The 15,458-nt window shown below is 52.7% G+C and carries 18 protein-coding genes, 1 pseudogene and 1 other annotated feature; of the genes and pseudogenes, 15 read left to right on the top strand and 4 right to left on the bottom strand.

Annotation, left to right across the window (positions count from 1 at the left end):
* Window positions 1–167: 167 nt before the first annotated feature.
* On the top strand, window positions 168–704 hold the full coding sequence (locus ACSZPU_RS16360) for a YniB family protein (RefSeq protein WP_499000840.1): 537 nt from the start codon (window positions 168–170) through the stop codon (window positions 702–704).
* A 36-nt stretch (window positions 705–740) separates the two neighbouring features.
* Here ACSZPU_RS16360 and ACSZPU_RS16355 read toward each other — a convergent pair whose 3' ends face one another.
* The 3 genes and pseudogenes from ACSZPU_RS16355 to pfkB form a co-directional block, all read right to left on the bottom strand.
* The gene (locus ACSZPU_RS16355) at window positions 741–1,601 is read right to left on the bottom strand and encodes a fructosamine kinase family protein (protein WP_499000837.1); all 861 of its coding nucleotides are present in this window, start codon (window positions 1,599–1,601) and stop codon (window positions 741–743) included.
* 105 nt (window positions 1,602–1,706) lie between these two features.
* Window positions 1,707–1,997 (bottom strand): type V toxin-antitoxin system endoribonuclease antitoxin GhoS, encoded by a 291-nt coding sequence (gene ghoS / locus ACSZPU_RS16350; RefSeq protein WP_499000835.1) that lies wholly within the window; start codon window positions 1,995–1,997, stop codon window positions 1,707–1,709.
* Between the two features lie 108 nt (window positions 1,998–2,105).
* A pseudogene (gene pfkB / locus ACSZPU_RS16345) lies at window positions 2,106–3,037 on the bottom strand (6-phosphofructokinase II).
* Window positions 3,038–3,329: 292 nt separating this feature from the next.
* Between pfkB and ACSZPU_RS16340 the strand changes: the two are divergent.
* On the top strand, window positions 3,330–4,088 hold the full coding sequence (locus ACSZPU_RS16340; RefSeq protein WP_499000832.1) for a DUF481 domain-containing protein: 759 nt from the start codon (window positions 3,330–3,332) through the stop codon (window positions 4,086–4,088).
* Between the two features lie 27 nt (window positions 4,089–4,115).
* Here the strand turns inward: ACSZPU_RS16340 and ACSZPU_RS16335 are convergent, their stop codons facing one another.
* A complete protein-coding gene (locus ACSZPU_RS16335; RefSeq protein WP_499000829.1) occupies window positions 4,116–4,361 on the bottom strand; it encodes a helix-hairpin-helix domain-containing protein in 246 nt (81 codons plus the stop codon).
* Between the two features lie 110 nt (window positions 4,362–4,471).
* Between ACSZPU_RS16335 and fumD the strand changes: the two genes are divergently transcribed.
* The 13 genes from fumD (at window position 4,472) to ACSZPU_RS16270 (ending at window position 15,385) form a co-directional block, all read left to right on the top strand.
* Window positions 4,472–4,687: a fumarate hydratase FumD gene (fumD, locus tag ACSZPU_RS16330; RefSeq protein ID WP_499000827.1), complete on the top strand. Its 216-nt coding sequence runs from the start codon at window positions 4,472–4,474 to the stop codon at window positions 4,685–4,687.
* A 269-nt stretch (window positions 4,688–4,956) separates the two neighbouring features.
* Window positions 4,957–6,885: a threonine--tRNA ligase gene (gene thrS, locus ACSZPU_RS16325; RefSeq protein ID WP_499000824.1), complete on the top strand. Its 1,929-nt coding sequence runs from the start codon at window positions 4,957–4,959 to the stop codon at window positions 6,883–6,885.
* A gap of 3 nt (window positions 6,886–6,888) precedes the next feature.
* On the top strand, window positions 6,889–7,431 hold the full coding sequence (gene infC, locus ACSZPU_RS16320) for a translation initiation factor IF-3 (protein WP_499000845.1): 543 nt from the start codon (window positions 6,889–6,891) through the stop codon (window positions 7,429–7,431).
* Window positions 7,432–7,526: 95 nt separating this feature from the next.
* Window positions 7,527–7,724, top strand: coding sequence for a 50S ribosomal protein L35 (gene rpmI, locus ACSZPU_RS16315; RefSeq protein ID WP_001124225.1), 198 nt, complete (start codon window positions 7,527–7,529; stop codon window positions 7,722–7,724).
* Between the two features lie 50 nt (window positions 7,725–7,774).
* Window positions 7,775–8,131: a 50S ribosomal protein L20 gene (rplT, locus tag ACSZPU_RS16310; RefSeq protein WP_045442118.1), complete on the top strand. Its 357-nt coding sequence runs from the start codon at window positions 7,775–7,777 to the stop codon at window positions 8,129–8,131.
* A 243-nt stretch (window positions 8,132–8,374) separates the two neighbouring features.
* Window positions 8,375–8,498: a sequence feature (Phe leader region), on the top strand.
* The gene (pheM, locus tag ACSZPU_RS16305; protein WP_001386830.1) at window positions 8,380–8,424 is read left to right on the top strand and encodes a pheST operon leader peptide PheM; all 45 of its coding nucleotides are present in this window, start codon (window positions 8,380–8,382) and stop codon (window positions 8,422–8,424) included. It overlaps the preceding feature by 45 nt.
* Window positions 8,499–8,549: 51 nt before the next feature.
* Window positions 8,550–9,533 carry a phenylalanine--tRNA ligase subunit alpha gene (pheS, locus tag ACSZPU_RS16300; RefSeq protein WP_499000811.1) on the top strand — a complete coding sequence of 328 codons (984 nt, stop codon included), beginning with the start codon at window positions 8,550–8,552 and terminating at the stop codon, window positions 9,531–9,533.
* Window positions 9,534–9,547: 14 nt separating this feature from the next.
* A complete protein-coding gene (pheT, locus tag ACSZPU_RS16295) occupies window positions 9,548–11,935 on the top strand; it encodes a phenylalanine--tRNA ligase subunit beta (protein WP_499000809.1) in 2,388 nt (795 codons plus the stop codon).
* A 4-nt stretch (window positions 11,936–11,939) separates the two neighbouring features.
* Window positions 11,940–12,239: an integration host factor subunit alpha gene (gene ihfA, locus ACSZPU_RS16290; RefSeq protein ID WP_006820203.1), complete on the top strand. Its 300-nt coding sequence runs from the start codon at window positions 11,940–11,942 to the stop codon at window positions 12,237–12,239.
* A 100-nt stretch (window positions 12,240–12,339) separates the two neighbouring features.
* Complete coding sequence (btuC, locus tag ACSZPU_RS16285; RefSeq protein ID WP_499000806.1) at window positions 12,340–13,320, top strand: vitamin B12 ABC transporter permease BtuC; 981 nt, start codon at window positions 12,340–12,342, stop codon at window positions 13,318–13,320.
* 229 nt (window positions 13,321–13,549) lie between these two features.
* On the top strand, window positions 13,550–14,101 hold the full coding sequence (locus ACSZPU_RS16280; RefSeq protein ID WP_499000803.1) for a glutathione peroxidase: 552 nt from the start codon (window positions 13,550–13,552) through the stop codon (window positions 14,099–14,101).
* Window positions 14,101–14,847, top strand: coding sequence for a vitamin B12 ABC transporter ATP-binding protein BtuD (btuD, locus tag ACSZPU_RS16275; RefSeq protein ID WP_499000800.1), 747 nt, complete (start codon window positions 14,101–14,103; stop codon window positions 14,845–14,847). Before ACSZPU_RS16280 ends, btuD begins: the two co-directional genes overlap by 1 nt.
* 76 nt (window positions 14,848–14,923) lie before the next feature.
* A complete protein-coding gene (locus ACSZPU_RS16270) occupies window positions 14,924–15,385 on the top strand; it encodes a C40 family peptidase (RefSeq protein ID WP_499000798.1) in 462 nt (153 codons plus the stop codon).
* The last annotated feature ends 73 nt before the right edge of the window (window positions 15,386–15,458 follow it).

The raw sequence follows: 15,458 nt of genomic DNA, 5'->3' as shown, positions 1-15,458 counted from the left end.
TAGTCATGATAATAGGGCCTTCTGATTAGAAGGCCCTATTATCAATGATTTTTATCCTCGTGACGACACTATCTAAGACACCATCATACCGTCTTTAAAGATCGGGCGAAAATGAATATGAGAGGGTAGACTTAGGCGGAAAACGGAACGTCGCACAAGGGGAATCCATGAAGTATCAACAAGCTGGACGCATTGCCATATTAAAACGCGTCCTGGGGTGGGTGATCTTTATCCCATCGGTGATTTCGACAATTATTTCAGTACTTAAGTTTATGTACGACCACAGCGAAAAGCAGGCAGGCATCAACGCCGTAATGCTGGATTTCGCCCATGTGATGATTGAGATGATGCGGTTTAACACGCCATTCCTCAATTTTTTCTGGTACAACTCACCGACGCCGGATTTTCATCAACAGCTGAATATCGGTTTCTGGATTATTTTCGTGCTGATCTTCGTTGGCCTGGCACTGCAGGCATCCGGGGCCAGAATGAGTCGTCAGACGCGTTTTCTGCGTGAAAACCTTGAAGACCAACTGATTCTGGAAAAGGCAAAAGGGGCCGAAGGGCTGTCACGCGAACAGATCGAAGCGCGTATCGTTGTGCCACATCACACTATCTTCCTGCAGATTTTCACACTGTATATCCTGCCTGTCATTTGTATTGTCGCCGGCTACTTCTTTTTCTCGCTGCTCGGTTTCCTCTGATCAGTAAGGCCACCCGAAGGTGGCCTTATCGTTTCGTTATGCGGCAAGTACCCGTTCCAGCGCTTTTTGCGCCGTTACCAGATGTTGCCCACCAAACAGAATTGCCCGATTAAAGAGCGTATAGAGCTGGTAAACCGGCTGGCGGTCGAGGAAATCTCCCGGTAGCGGACACACGGACTGGTAGCCATCATAAATTTGCGGCGGCTGGTCCGGGTGTAGTGGCAACATGGCCAGGTCGCACTCTCTGTCGCCCCAGTAGCATGCCGGGTCGTAAATAAAGGGACCGTCCGGGCCGAGCGAGCAGTTTGCTGACCACAAATCGCCGTGCAGCAGGGATGGCTGAGGCTGATGTGACGCCAGGCGCTGCTGGACATGTTCAACAATGGCATCGATGTTGCCAAACTCCAGCCCTTGTTCTGCCGCCAGCTCCAGTTGCCAGCCGATACGTTGCTCGGCAAAGAAGGTTGACCAGCGGCGCTGCCATGTATTGGGCTGCGGCGTTGTCGACAGGTCGTTATCAAAATCGAGACCAAACTGCGGCTGATCGCTCCATTCGTGTAAATGGGCCAGCTGCTGGCCAAGTAAAAACGCGTTATGAGCATCGAGGGGGCGGGCGGGGAGATATTCCATTATCAGAAAGCTGTAGTCGCGGTCACTGCCGACGGCCCAGACTTTCGGTACGCGTACGGTATTGCTGCGAGAGAGCAGCTCAAGCTGGTCAGCCTCTGCGGTGAAGATGGGAAGCAATTCCCGCTCATCGCATTTTACAAACAAATCCTGACCGCCATAACGCAGGTGCCATGCAGCGTGGATTTCTCCACCCGGCAACTCGTCACGCTGTTCGATCTCACCAACGCCTAGTTGTTCGCTTAACAGACGACTAATTGCTTGCCACATGATATGTCTCCCATGTTATCAGCCAGATCATAAGGTTAGCGCACTACTGCTATGAAAAAATTCGAACTAACGCACACCTGCGTACCATAGGGCGCGCAATGGCACTTATTGTTTCGCTTTTTGCCATGCTTCCCAGGTTGTCACGCTAATTTCAGGCTTCGCGCTGACGACGCTGTCGGCCAGGCCACTTGACAGCTCATTGACCTCTTGCTCGCTCAGCGGGCTGATAAGCCCAAAGGTGTTGGTGCCGAGATCGTGGACTTTACCTTCATCGTCAGTGAGCGTGAGCAGAAACCCAGCACGTGTGAATTGATTATTCAGTTCGTTGATTTCCGCCAGGCTCTGCTCGTGAAATTTCACTGTGACCACGTAGCGGGTGATACCGTCGCTGCTCATAATTCACCTCGTTGTTATCCTGAGTTTTTTTTAGCATAGTCGGCGAAGGGAATTTGTCGACTGCCGACAGGGTGGGAAGGCCCTCGCGGTAAGGCGAGGGCGCATTTTTCAGATGTTGCGCAGGTAGTCGTAGATTTTTTGCGTGTTGGTGTGAGAACAAAGTTTCGTGCCCTGATTGATGGTCGCGGCACTGCCGGCAGCAACGCCGAATTTCACCATGTCATCAAGAGATGCGCCTTCGGCCAGTTTCAGCGTCATCGCGCCGACCATACTGTCACCGGCCCCACGGTACTCTGGCTTTTCATCGGTGGCGGCACGACCTGAACGCACTGGTTCGCATCGACCGCCAGCGCGCCTTGCGGCCCAAGCGAAACCACGACGCGCAGCGCTTTGCCCAGACGCACAATCTCTTTTGCCGCGTTCTGCACGTCATCCGGTTGCGTCAGATCCCGGCCAACCAGCGCGCTCAGTTCTTTCTGGTTCGGTTTGACCAGCTCAATATTGCCGATATCAAGCGCGGCGGAAAGCGCATCGCCCGAGCTGTCGATAATGCAGCGAATGCCTTTTTTCTGTGCGGCTTTAACCAGTTGCGTCAGTTTCGCCACATCAATCCCAGGCGGTAAACTGCCGCTGATCACCAGGATAGCCCCGCTCTCAATGGCGAGAACTTTCTCTTCCAGTTGGTGGAATTCATCCGCGGTTAGCGTGGCGCCTGGCATCACAAAGCGGTACTGCTCGCCGCTGGCTTCAACGTGGACATGCAGGTTTTGTCGGGTCCAGTCGTGTGTTTCAACGCATTGGGTGGGGACATTTTCATCGGCAAGCAGCGCCGTCAGATGTTCACCCGTTGCCCCCCCTGCCGGAAAAATCGCCGTGGCTTTTCCGCCCAGATAAGTGATAGCGCGTGCGACATTAATTCCGCCGCCGCCCGGTTCGAAAACCGGTGCGCTACAGCGGAGTTTCCCTTCCGGGTAGATTTGTGGGGTGAGGGTTGCACTATCGAGGGACGGGGCCAGCGTCAGGGTATAAACCGGTACCATAATGATCTCCTTTTACGGTGAGTGTATTAATCCTGGCATCTGATGCTCAGAAGGCAATGTAAATAAATCGATGATTTAGCATATAAATTTTCGATAAGTCGAAGGTAAATTTTTATACACTTCGTGTCTATTTGAGATCTCTCTTATTCAAAAAATGAAATAAGAATTCATTGCTATGTTTATCGGGCCTTTTTATAATTTGTTACCTTTCAATGGACCGTCGGTCGTTGATCCACCTGAAAGTTTCCGGGGCCGTAAAGGTCTCTTTTTTTGTTGTTCGGACTCCTAATAAATGAAGCTTTTTAAGACAGTACCCGTGCTGATTGTTCTCGCGGGAGGCGTGCTTGCGTCGTTGAATGCTGCCGCAGATGACACCGTTTTTACTGTTATGGATGACCCCTCCACCGCGAAGAAACCGTTTGAAGGTAGCGTAAACGGTGGTTACCTGGCCCAGTCTGGCAATACCACAAGTTCTTCTCTGACTGCTGACTCCACCCTGACCTGGTATGGCACATCTACCGCGTGGTCTTTATGGGGTACTGCGAGCAACACCTCTTCTAACGATGAGCGTTCCTCAGAGAAATATTCCGTAGGTGGCCGTAGCCGTTACAACATGACGGATTACGATTACCTGTTTGGCCAGGCAAGCTGGTTGACTGACCGTTACAACGGTTATCACGAGCGCGATGTTCTGACTGCTGGTTACGGTCGTCAGTTCCTCAATGGTCCGGTGCACAGTTTCCGCTTTGAATTCGGTCCCGGTGTTCGTTACGACGAATACACTGACGGGAACACCAAAACTCAAGGCCTGGGCTATGCCTCCGCGACTTATGCCTGGCAGATGACCGACAACGCCAAATTCACGCAGGGTGTGTCCGTGTTTGGTTCGGATGACACCACGCTGAACTCCGAGACTGCGTTGAATGTTGCGATCAACGACCATTTCGGTCTGAAAGTGGCATACAACCTGACCTGGAACTCTCAGCCGCCGTCAACGGCGCCTGAGCATACCGATCGCAGAACGACGGTCACCCTCGGCTACAAGATGTAACCGCACTGGGCCGGGTTCTCCGGCCCTTTATTTTCCCTGTGATTTTGTTTTTGCCAGCGTAATGGCATTACCAATCGCCGCTTTTGCCTGCGGGCTGTTTTTCCAGCACGTTGAGCCGACGAGTGCCGCACCCTGCGCAACAATGTCGTTAACCGATGCTTCACTGAGCTGATTCAGCGAGCTAAATCCCATTTGTTCCAGACGTTCAACCACTTTCGGACCTACGCCTTTGCAGGCGAGCAGGGCAGAGCGTTCTTCTGCGGTAAATGACATGGACATCTCCTTATCGTGATTATCACCTTACTGCGGATATTCAGTATTATTAAGGATTAACAGATGGACGACACACCACGGAAAATAGTGGTCGCCTCATGGGGGAGTGAATGGGTAAGACAAAAGACGCGGAATTATACGAGGAAATGTGCCGGGTGGTCGGGAAGGTGGTACTGGAGATGCGTGATCTGGGCCAGGAGCCGAAACACGTGGTGATTGCCGGGATGGTGCGTACGATGCTGGCGAATCAGCGCGTGCCGCGTACGGAACTCACCAGACAGGCCATGGCAGAGGTTATTCGTGCGCTAGGCTACGAGGCTTCCTGAAATTCATTTTTTGTGAGCCAACAGAGGGACACGGAAAATAGTCAAAGGAACCAATATCAAACAAGAGGTACATTCCCACTTTTTTTAGTGTTACCATCCTCAGACGCAGTGAAAAGTGTGAGCCGTGACGGCCTTCATTGTCGTAACAGATTACGCGCCAATTTAGCGATTGTTGGTTAGATGGCGGCGTAATTTATTTTTTACTAAACAAATATTTACTTCGTATGTGATCTTTCGTGTGGGTCACCACTGCGAATTAAGGATATGAAATGCCTGTAATTACTCTTCCTGATGGCAGTCAACGCCATTTCGATCGTGCTGTGAGTCCGATAGATGTTGCTCTGGACATTGGTCCGGGTCTGGCGAAAGCGACCATTGCGGGTCGTGTGAACGGTGAGTTGGTTGATGCGTCCGATCTGATCGAAAATGACGCCACCCTCTCTATCATCACCGCGAAAGACGAAGACGGTCTGGAAATCATTCGCCACTCCTGTGCGCACCTGTTGGGTCATGCTATCAAGCAGCTGTGGCCGAACACCAAAATGGCGATTGGCCCGGTTATCGACAACGGCTTCTATTATGACGTTGATCTTGACCACACCCTGACCCAGGAAGATATCGACGCGCTCGAAAAACGTATGCACGAGCTCGCTGAAACCAACTATGACGTCATCAAGAAAAAAGTCAGCTGGCACGAAGCGCGTGATACCTTCGTGAAGCGCGGCGAGAGCTATAAAGTCTCAATTCTTGATGAAAACATTGCCCATGATGACAAGCCGGGCTTGTATCATCACCAGGAATACGTCGACATGTGCCGCGGTCCGCACGTGCCGAACATGCGTTTCTGCCATCACTTCAAACTGATGAAAATCGCAGGGGCTTACTGGCGCGGCGACAGCAACAACAAAATGTTGCAGCGTATCTACGGTACCGCGTGGGCAGATAAAAAAGCCCTTAGCGCCTACCTGCAGCGCCTGGAAGAAGCGGCGAAACGCGACCACCGTAAAATCGGTAAACAGCTTGACCTGTACCACATGCAGGAAGAAGCACCGGGAATGGTGTTCTGGCATAACGACGGCTGGACTATCTTCCGTGAACTGGAAACTTTCGTACGCTCCAAACTGAAAGAGTACCAGTATCAGGAAGTAAAAGGCCCGTTCATGATGGACCGTGTGCTGTGGGAAAAAACCGGCCACTGGGACAACTATAAAGATGCGATGTTCACCACCTCTTCTGAGAACCGTGAATACTGCATCAAGCCGATGAACTGCCCGGGCCACGTGCAGATCTTTAACCAGGGTCTGAAATCCTACCGCGATCTGCCGCTGCGTATGGCGGAGTTCGGTAGCTGCCATCGTAACGAGCCGTCAGGCGCACTGCATGGCCTGATGCGTGTTCGCGGCTTTACTCAGGATGATGCGCATATCTTCTGTACCGAAGAGCAGGTTCGTGACGAAGTCAACGCCTGTATCCGACTGGTCTATGATATGTACAGCACCTTTGGCTTCGAGAAAATCGTCGTCAAACTGTCTACGCGTCCGGAAAAACGTATCGGTAGCGATGAGATGTGGGATCGTGCCGAGGCGGATCTGGCCGTTGCGCTGGAAGAAAACAACATCCCGTTTGAATATCAACTGGGTGAGGGCGCATTTTACGGCCCGAAAATTGAATTTACATTATATGACTGCCTCGATCGTGCATGGCAGTGCGGTACTGTGCAGTTGGACTTCTCCCTGCCGCAACGCTTAAACGCCTCGTATGTAGGCGAAAGCAATGAACGTCAGGTCCCGGTGATGATTCACCGTGCAATTCTCGGTTCTCTGGAGCGCTTTATCGGCATCCTGACCGAAGAGTTCGCGGGCTTCTTCCCAACCTGGCTGGCCCCAGTGCAGGTTGTGGTGATGAATATCACTGATTCTCAAGCTGAATATGTCAACGAATTGACCCGTAAATTGCAAAATGCAGGCATTCGTGTAAAAGCGGACTTGAGAAACGAGAAGATTGGCTTTAAAATCCGCGAGCACACTTTACGTCGTGTCCCTTACATGTTGGTCTGTGGTGATAAAGAGGTGGAAGCAGGCTTTGTGGCCGTTCGCACTCGCCGCGGTAAAGACCTGGGCAGCCTGGACGTAAGTGAAGTGATTGAGAAGCTGCAACAAGAGATTCGCAGCCGCAGTCTTCAACAACTGGAGGAATAAGGTATTAAAGGCGGAAAACGAGTTCAAACGGCACGTCCGAATCGTATCAATGGCGAGATTCGCGCCCAGGAAGTTCGCTTAACTGGTCTGGAAGGTGAGCAGCTGGGTATTGTGAGTCTGAGAGAAGCTATCGAAAAAGCTGAAGAAGCTGGAGTAGATTTAGTTGAGATCAGCCCTAACGCCGAACCGCCAGTTTGTCGTATCATGGACTACGGCAAGTTCCTTTATGAAAAGAGTAAGTCTTCTAAGGAACAGAAGAAAAAGCAAAAAGTTATTCAGATTAAGGAAATTAAATTCCGACCTGGCACTGATGATGGCGACTACCAGGTAAAACTCCGCAGCCTGGTTCGCTTTCTGGAAGATGGCGATAAGGCTAAGATCACACTGCGTTTCCGCGGTCGTGAGATGGCCCACCAACAGATTGGTATGGAAGTGCTGACGCGCGTCCGTGACGATCTGAGTGAACTGGCAGTAGTCGAATCCTTCCCTACGAAGATCGAAGGCCGCCAGATGATCATGGTGCTCGCTCCTAAGAAGAAACAGTAGGCCTTCAAGTAGCAATGCCAGTGGAGCCTCAAAGCTTCACTGGTTTTGTTCGCCTGGGTTTCGTTTATTAACAATGCGAAGTGGAAGTTATTAAAATGCCAAAAATTAAGACCGTACGCGGTGCTGCTAAGCGCTTCAAAAAAACCGGTAAAGGTGGTTTTAAGCACAAGCACGCTAACCTGCGTCATATTCTGACCAAAAAAGCTACCAAGCGTAAACGTCACCTGCGTCCGAAAGCCATGGTTTCCAAAGGCGATCTGGGCCTGGTAATCGCGTGCCTGCCGTACGCATAAGTCGTTAACCCTTTTAACTTTTTAATTAGAATAGATACAGGAGAGCACATATGGCTCGCGTAAAACGTGGTGTAGTTGCCCGTGCACGTCACAAGAAAATTTTGAAACAAGCTAAAGGCTACTACGGTGCGCGTTCTCGCGTATACCGCGTTGCCTTCCAGGCTGTTATCAAAGCTGGTCAGTACGCTTATCGTGACCGTCGTCAGAAAAAGCGTCAGTTCCGTCAACTGTGGATTGCGCGTATCAACGCAGCAGCACGTCAGAACGGTATTTCTTACAGCAAATTCATCAACGGCCTGAAAAAAGCCTCTGTTGAAATCGACCGTAAGATCCTGGCTGACATCGCAGTATTCGACAAAGTAGCGTTCTCCGCTCTGGTCGAAAAAGCGAAAGCAGCTCTGGCTTAATAAGTCAGTGAAAGAGGGGGCTTTGCTCCCTCTTTTCGTTTATACCCGTCATTCTTCACATTGCATGTGCGTTGGCTGCGATCATTCCCCCCAGTCACTTACTTAAGTAAGCTCCTGAGGATTCACTCTCTTGCCGCCTTCCTGCAACGCGAATTATTTAGGGTATAACGTTATCAGAAGATTGACTTTTTTCCGGTGAGCCCTTTCAATAGGTAATCCGTTTTTTTACCACACAAGGTAACGCAAGCATGAATGCTGCTATTTTCCGCTTCTTTTTTTACTTTAGCACCTGACTCCGGGAGGCTAGCGCGTGAGAGAAGAAACGGAAAATTAACGCCAAAAGCCTCCAACAGGAGGCTTTTTTTGTGTCTGAATTTTAAGTAAAAAGTCCAACAACAAGGACATAACGAGGAAAATTATGTCACATCTCGCAGAGCTGGTTGCCAGTGCACGGGCAGCCATTAATGATGCCTCAGATGTTGCCACGTTAGATAACGTACGCGTTGAATATCTGGGTAAGAAAGGGCATCTGACCCTTCAGATGACCACCCTGCGTGAGCTGCCGCCAGAAGAGCGCCCGGCTGCGGGGGCGGTTATTAACGAAGCAAAAGAGCAGGTACAGCAGGCGCTGAACGCCCGTAAATCTGACCTGGAAAACGCGGCACTGAACGCCCGTCTGGCCGCCGAAACCATCGACGTTTCTCTGCCTGGTCGTCGTATCGAAAACGGTGGCCTGCACCCGGTTACCCGTACTATTGACCGTATTGAAAGTTTCTTCGGTGAGCTTGGCTTTACTGTCGCTACCGGCCCGGAAATCGAAGATGACTACCATAACTTCGATGCGCTGAATATCCCGGGTCACCACCCGGCACGTGCTGACCACGATACCTTCTGGTTTGATGCCACCCGTCTTCTGCGTACGCAGACCTCTGGTGTACAGATTCGTACCATGAAAAACCAGCAGCCGCCGATTCGTATTATCGCGCCGGGCCGCGTGTACCGTAACGACTACGACCAGACGCATACCCCGATGTTCCACCAGATGGAAGGCCTGATTGTTGATACCAACATCAGCTTTACCAACCTGAAGGGCACGCTGCACGACTTCCTGAACAATTTCTTCGAAGAAGATCTGCAGGTCCGTTTCCGTCCGTCCTACTTCCCGTTCACCGAACCGTCCGCCGAAGTGGACGTGATGGGTAAAAACGGCAAATGGCTGGAAGTGCTGGGCTGCGGCATGGTGCATCCGAACGTTCTGCGTAATGTGGGCATTGATCCGGAAATCTATTCCGGCTTTGCGTTTGGGATGGGGATGGAGCGTCTGACCATGCTGCGTTACGGCGTGACTGACTTGCGTGCATTCTTCGAAAACGATTTGCGTTTCCTCAAACAGTTTAAATAAGGGCAGGACAAACAATGAAATTCAGTGAACTGTGGTTACGCGAGTGGGTTAATCCGGCTGTCGACAGTGAAGCGCTTTCCGATCAAATCACCATGGCAGGCCTGGAAGTTGACGGCGTTGAGCCTGTGGCTGGCGCCTTTAACGGCGTGGTTGTGGGTGAGGTTGTGGAGTGCGGTCAGCACCCGAACGCAGACAAACTGCGTGTAACAAAAGTGAATGTGGGCGGCGAACGCCTGCTGGATATCGTCTGTGGCGCGCCTAACTGCCGCCAGGGCCTGAAAGTTGCTGTTGCTACCATCGGCGCGGTACTGCCGGGTGACTTCAAAATCAAAGCCGCCAAGCTGCGCGGTGAGCCGTCAGAAGGCATGCTGTGCTCTTTCTCTGAGCTGGGTATTTCCGACGACCACAGTGGCATCATCGAACTGCCGCTGGACGCTGCGATTGGCACCGATATTCGCGAATACCTGAAACTCGATGACAACACCATCGAAATCAGCGTTACGCCAAACCGTGCAGACTGCTTAGGGATCATCGGTGTTGCGCGCGATGTCGCCGCTCTGAACAAAGCACCGCTGGTTGAGCCGGAAATCGTGCCGGTTGCTGCCACCATTAACGACACTCTGCCGATTGCCGTTGAGGCCGCAGGTGCGTGCCCGCGCTATCTGGGCCGTGTTGTTAAAGGCATCAACGTCAAAGCGCCGACCCCACTGTGGATGAAAGAGAAGCTGCGTCGTTGCGGCGTGCGCTCCATCGATGCAGTTGTGGACGTGACCAACTATGTTCTGCTGGAACTGGGTCAGCCGATGCATGCGTTCGACCTGGATCGTATCGATGGCGGTATCGTCGTGCGTATGGCGAAAGAGAACGAAACGCTGGTCCTGCTGGACGGTAGCGAAGCCAAACTGGCTACCGACACTCTGGTGATTGCGGACCACAACAAAGCGCTGGCGATGGGCGGCATCTTTGGTGGCGAACACTCTGGCGTGAACGGCGAAACACAAAACGTACTGCTGGAATCCGCGTTCTTTAGTCCACTGTCCATCACTGGTCGCGCGCGTCGCCATGGCCTGCACACTGATGCTTCCCACCGCTATGAGCGTGGTGTGGATCCGGCGCTGCAGTACAAAGCGATTGAACGTGCAACTCGCCTGCTGATTGATATCTGCGGTGGTGAAGCCGGTCCGGTGGTTGATATCACCAGTGAAGCGACGCTGCCAAAACGTGCGACCATCCGTCTGCGCCGCAGCAAGCTGGATCGTCTGATTGGTCATCACGTTGCTGATGAGCTGGTTACCGACATCCTTAAACGCCTGGGCTGCAACGTCACCGAAGGTCAGGATGAGTGGCTGGCCGTTGCGCCGAGCTGGCGTTTCGATATGGAAATCGAAGAAGACCTGGTAGAAGAAGTTGCGCGTCTGTACGGCTACAACAATATCCCGAATGCCCCGGTACAAGCCGGTTTGGTGATGGGTTCACACCGTGAAGCTAACCTGTCGCTCAAGCGCGTGAAAACACTGCTCAATGACAAAGGCTACCAGGAAGTGATCACCTACAGCTTTGTGGATCCGAAAGTACAGCAACTGATCCACCCGGGTGAAGAAGCACTGATCCTGCCAAGCCCGATCTCCAGCGAAATGTCGGCGATGCGCCTGTCGCTGATGACCGGCCTGCTCGGGACTATCGTCTATAACCAAAACCGTCAGCAGAGCCGTGTACGTATCTTCGAAACCGGTCTGCGCTTCGTGCCAGACACGCAGGCACCACTGGGTATTCGTCAGGATCTGATGCTGGCGGGCGCTATCTGCGGTAACCGCTATGAAGAACACTGGGATCTGGCAAAAGGCAGCGTCGATTTCTTCGACCTGAAAGGCGATCTGGAATCCTTACTCGACCTGACCGGCAAACTGTCGACGATTGAGTTCCGCGCAGAAGCGAATCCGGCGTTGCATCCGGGCCAATCCGCAGCGATTTATCTGAAAGATGAATACGTTGGTTTCATTGGTGTTGTGCATCCGGAGCTGGAGCGTAAGCTCGATCTGAATGGTCGTACGCTGGTGTTTGAACTGGAGTGGAACAAGGTCGCAGACCGCGTGGTTCCTCAGGCGCAGGAGATTTCCCGCTTCCCGGCAAACCGTCGCGACATCGCTGTTGTGGTGGACGAAAATGTGGCTGCGGCGGATATTTTGAGCGAATGTAAGAAAGTTGGCGTAAATCAGGTAGTTGGCGTAAACTTATTTGACGTGTACCGCGGTAAGGGCGTTGCGGAGGGGTATAAAAGCCTCGCCATCAGCCTGATCCTTCAGGATACCAGCCGTACACTCGAAGAAGAGGAGATTGCCGCTACCGTCGCCAAATGTGTAGAGGCATTAAAAGAGCGATTCCAGGCATCATTGAGGGATTGAACCTATGGCGCTTACAAAAGCTGAAATGTCCGAATATCTGTTTGATAAGCTTGGGCTTAGCAAGCGAGATGCGAAAGAGCTGGTAGAGCTGTTTTTCGAAGAGATCCGTCGCGCTTTGGAAAACGGTGAGCAGGTAAAACTCTCCGGTTTTGGCAATTTCGATTTGCGTGATAAGAATCAACGTCCGGGACGTAACCCGAAAACGGGCGAGGATATTCCCATTACAGCCCGGCGCGTGGTGACCTTCAGACCCGGCCAGAAGTTAAAAAGCCGCGTCGAAAACGCTTCGCCCAAAGCAGAGTAATCTGGACTAATTAAAAAGGCCGCATTAGCGGCCTTTTTCTTTTCAGCGCCGAATATCGTCTTTAGAATCAACTCACTGAATGACTCATTAACTGAACTGCATGCTGAATTACGCAAAACTCCAACAGCGTCGTAATGGTCAGTGGCTCTGCGGCCTCACACTACTTTTGCTGATCGCACTGTTTATCAGCCTGTGCGCGGGTGACCAGTGGATTGGCCCGTCAAGCTGGTTTGATGCGCGCGGGCAGCTTTTTGTCTGGCAAATCCGGCTTCCCCGCACGTTAGCGGTTTTGCTGGTGGGCGCGGCGCTGGCGTTAAGCGGCGCGATTATGCAGGCGCTGTTTGAAAACCCGCTGGCTGAGCCTGGTCTGTTAGGCGTCTCTAACGGTGCGGGCGTCGGCTTAATTGCCGCTGTGCTGCTAGGGAAGGGCGTATTACCGGGCTGGGCGCTGGGGTTATGCGCTATCGCTGGTGCGCTGGTCATTACGCTCATCCTGCTGCGCTTTGCAAGGCGGCATCTGTCGACCAGTCGTCTGCTGTTAGCGGGCGTCGCGCTAGGGATTATCTGTAGTGCGCTGATGACCTGGGCCATCTATTTTTCCACCTCATTCGACCTGCGCCAGCTCATGTACTGGATGATGGGCGGTTTTGGTGGCGTGGACTGGCGGCAAAGCTGGCTGATGGTCGCGCTGCTGCCGGTGATGGGCTGGACCTGCTTTCAGTCACAGCCACTCAACGTGCTGGTGCTGGGTGAGACATCGGCCCGTCAGCTAGGGCTGCCGCTGTGGTTCTGGCGCAACGTACTGGTAGTGGCGACTGGCTGGATGGTGGGCGTCAGCGTTGCGCTGGCTGGCTCCATTGGCTTTATTGGCCTGGTTATCCCTCATATTCTTCGCCTCTGCGGCCTTACCGACCATCGGGTGCTTCTGCCTGCCTGTGCACTGGCGGGGGCGACGGCGCTATTGTTCGCCGATATTGTGGCCCGCATGGCCCTGAGTGCTGCGGAATTACCCATCGGTGTGGTGACGGCCACCCTAGGAGCACCAGTATTTATCTGGCTCTTGCTAACGGCAAAACGGTAAGACGCCAGAGGGCAGGATGCCCGGTTTCACCTGCTGACAGAAATAACGTAAAAGTGTGTAACAACGACGCGTCAAAACGAGATTGTTTAGCTGATACATCGGTTAACCACTCTTTTTGATCAATAAAAGGTGAAGGATTATCGCGCGTTATCTGGCTATTATTAATGGCCGGGCCGGGCCGGGCCGGGCGAGAGAACCGGGATCCGAATGAACCGACTAAGGGGATGCTATGCACCAGGATATTTTGAATACCGAGATTACAACCATTGATGGCGAACATATCACGCTGGACAAATACCAGGGCAAGGTCGTGCTGGTGGTGAATGTGGCGTCAAAATGTGGTCTGACGACACAGTACGAACAGCTGGAAAACATCCAGAAAGCCTGGGAAAAAGAGGGCTTTACCGTGCTGGGCTTCCCGTGCAACCAATTTGCCGGGCAGGAACCGGGCAGTGAAGAAGAAATCAAAACCTTCTGCAGCACCACCTATGGCGTCACATTCCCGATGGCCGCCAAAATTGATGTAAACGGCGAAAACCGCCATCCGCTGTATAGCAAACTGATTGCTGCCGCGCCGAAAGCCGTCGCGCCGGAAGGTAGCGGATTTTATGAGCGCATGGCCAGTAAAGGCCGTGCGCCGCTCTATCCGGACGACATTCTGTGGAACTTCGAAAAATTCCTGATTGGTCGTGAGGGTCAGGTTGTTCAGCGTTTTTCCCCGGATATGACGCCGGAAGATCCGATCCTGATGGAAGCCATCAAGCTGGCGCTGGCGAAATAATGCCGCTACTGCAACTTCATAACGTTGAGGATGCAGGAAGACTGGGGCCCATTACGGCCCTGGTCGACAAAGCACAAATGCTGCATTTAGTGGGGCCGAATGGTGCCGGGAAAAGTACGCTACTGGCGCGCATCGCCGGGTTAACGCGTGGGAAGGGCAGTGTGCTGCTAAACGCCCGCCCGCTTGATGAGTGGCACGCGCCACAGCTGGCCCGCCATCGGGCATATCTGGCCCAACAGCAGACCCCACCTTTCGCCATGCCCGTTTGGCATTATCTGGCACTGCATCAGCACCATCAGGCCAATGAGAGCGTGGTTGATGAAATTACGCATAAGCTTGGGCTGGAGGATAAGCTGGGGCGCACCGTTAATCAGCTCTCCGGCGGTGAATGGCAGCGGGTGAGGTTGGCCGCGGTGATTGCGCAAATTCATCCGGCGGCAAACATGGATGGACAACTGCTGATATTGGATGAGCCGATGAACAGCCTTGATGTTGCCCAGCAGACCGCGTTGGATAGCCTGCTAAGCGAGCTGGTGGCAGCCGGTATTACCGTTCTGATGAGCAGCCATGACCTCAACCATACGCTACGTCGCGCACATCAGGTTTGGTTGCTACACCAGGGGAAATTGATTGCCAGCGGACCGCGTGAGGACGTGTTAACACCGCAAAATCTGGCATCGGCATACGGCATGCCATTCCGTCGCCTCGACCTTGCTGGTCACAGGATGCTCATTCCCGAGGTATAGCGGCAAACGAAACTTGCAAGAATTGCAATTCACACGCTAAATTATTCCAGCATAAAGAAAATAGAGGTTTTGCTGGATGCGCATCTGGTTTCTTCTGGCGGCATTAATTCTCGCAGGGTGCAGCAGTCATCGCGCGCCGCCGCCCAACTCACGCCTTTCTGACTCCATTACCGTGATTGCGGGACTGAACGATCAACTGCGCGACTGGCGTGGGACGCCGTATCGTTACGGAGGGATGAGTCGCAACGGTGTTGATTGTTCAGCGTTTGTGATGATGACCTTCCGCGATAAATTCAACCTCGCACTTCCCCGCGACACGCGTGAACAGGCTGAGGTGGGTACCAGGATCGATAAAGACGATCTGCTGCCGGGCGATCTGGTGTTTTTTAAAACCGGCTCCGGCGATAACGGTCTGCACGTAGGCATTTACGATACCGACAATGCGTTCATTCATGCCTCGACCAGCCAGGGTGTAGTGCGTTCCTCGTTAAACAATGTCTACTGGCGGAAAAATTTCTGGCAGGCGCGTCGTATCTAGGCTGTGTCCCTTAATCACCTGAGTTATAGTAACTGTCTTTTTCAACAACATATTGAACTATGGCTCGCTACGA

This window comes from Phytobacter sp. V69 (assembly GCF_965644215.1).
Classification (GTDB): domain Bacteria; phylum Pseudomonadota; class Gammaproteobacteria; order Enterobacterales; family Enterobacteriaceae; genus Phytobacter.
Note: the sequence above shows the minus strand (reverse complement) of the source record. Positions and strands in the feature narration are given on the sequence as shown.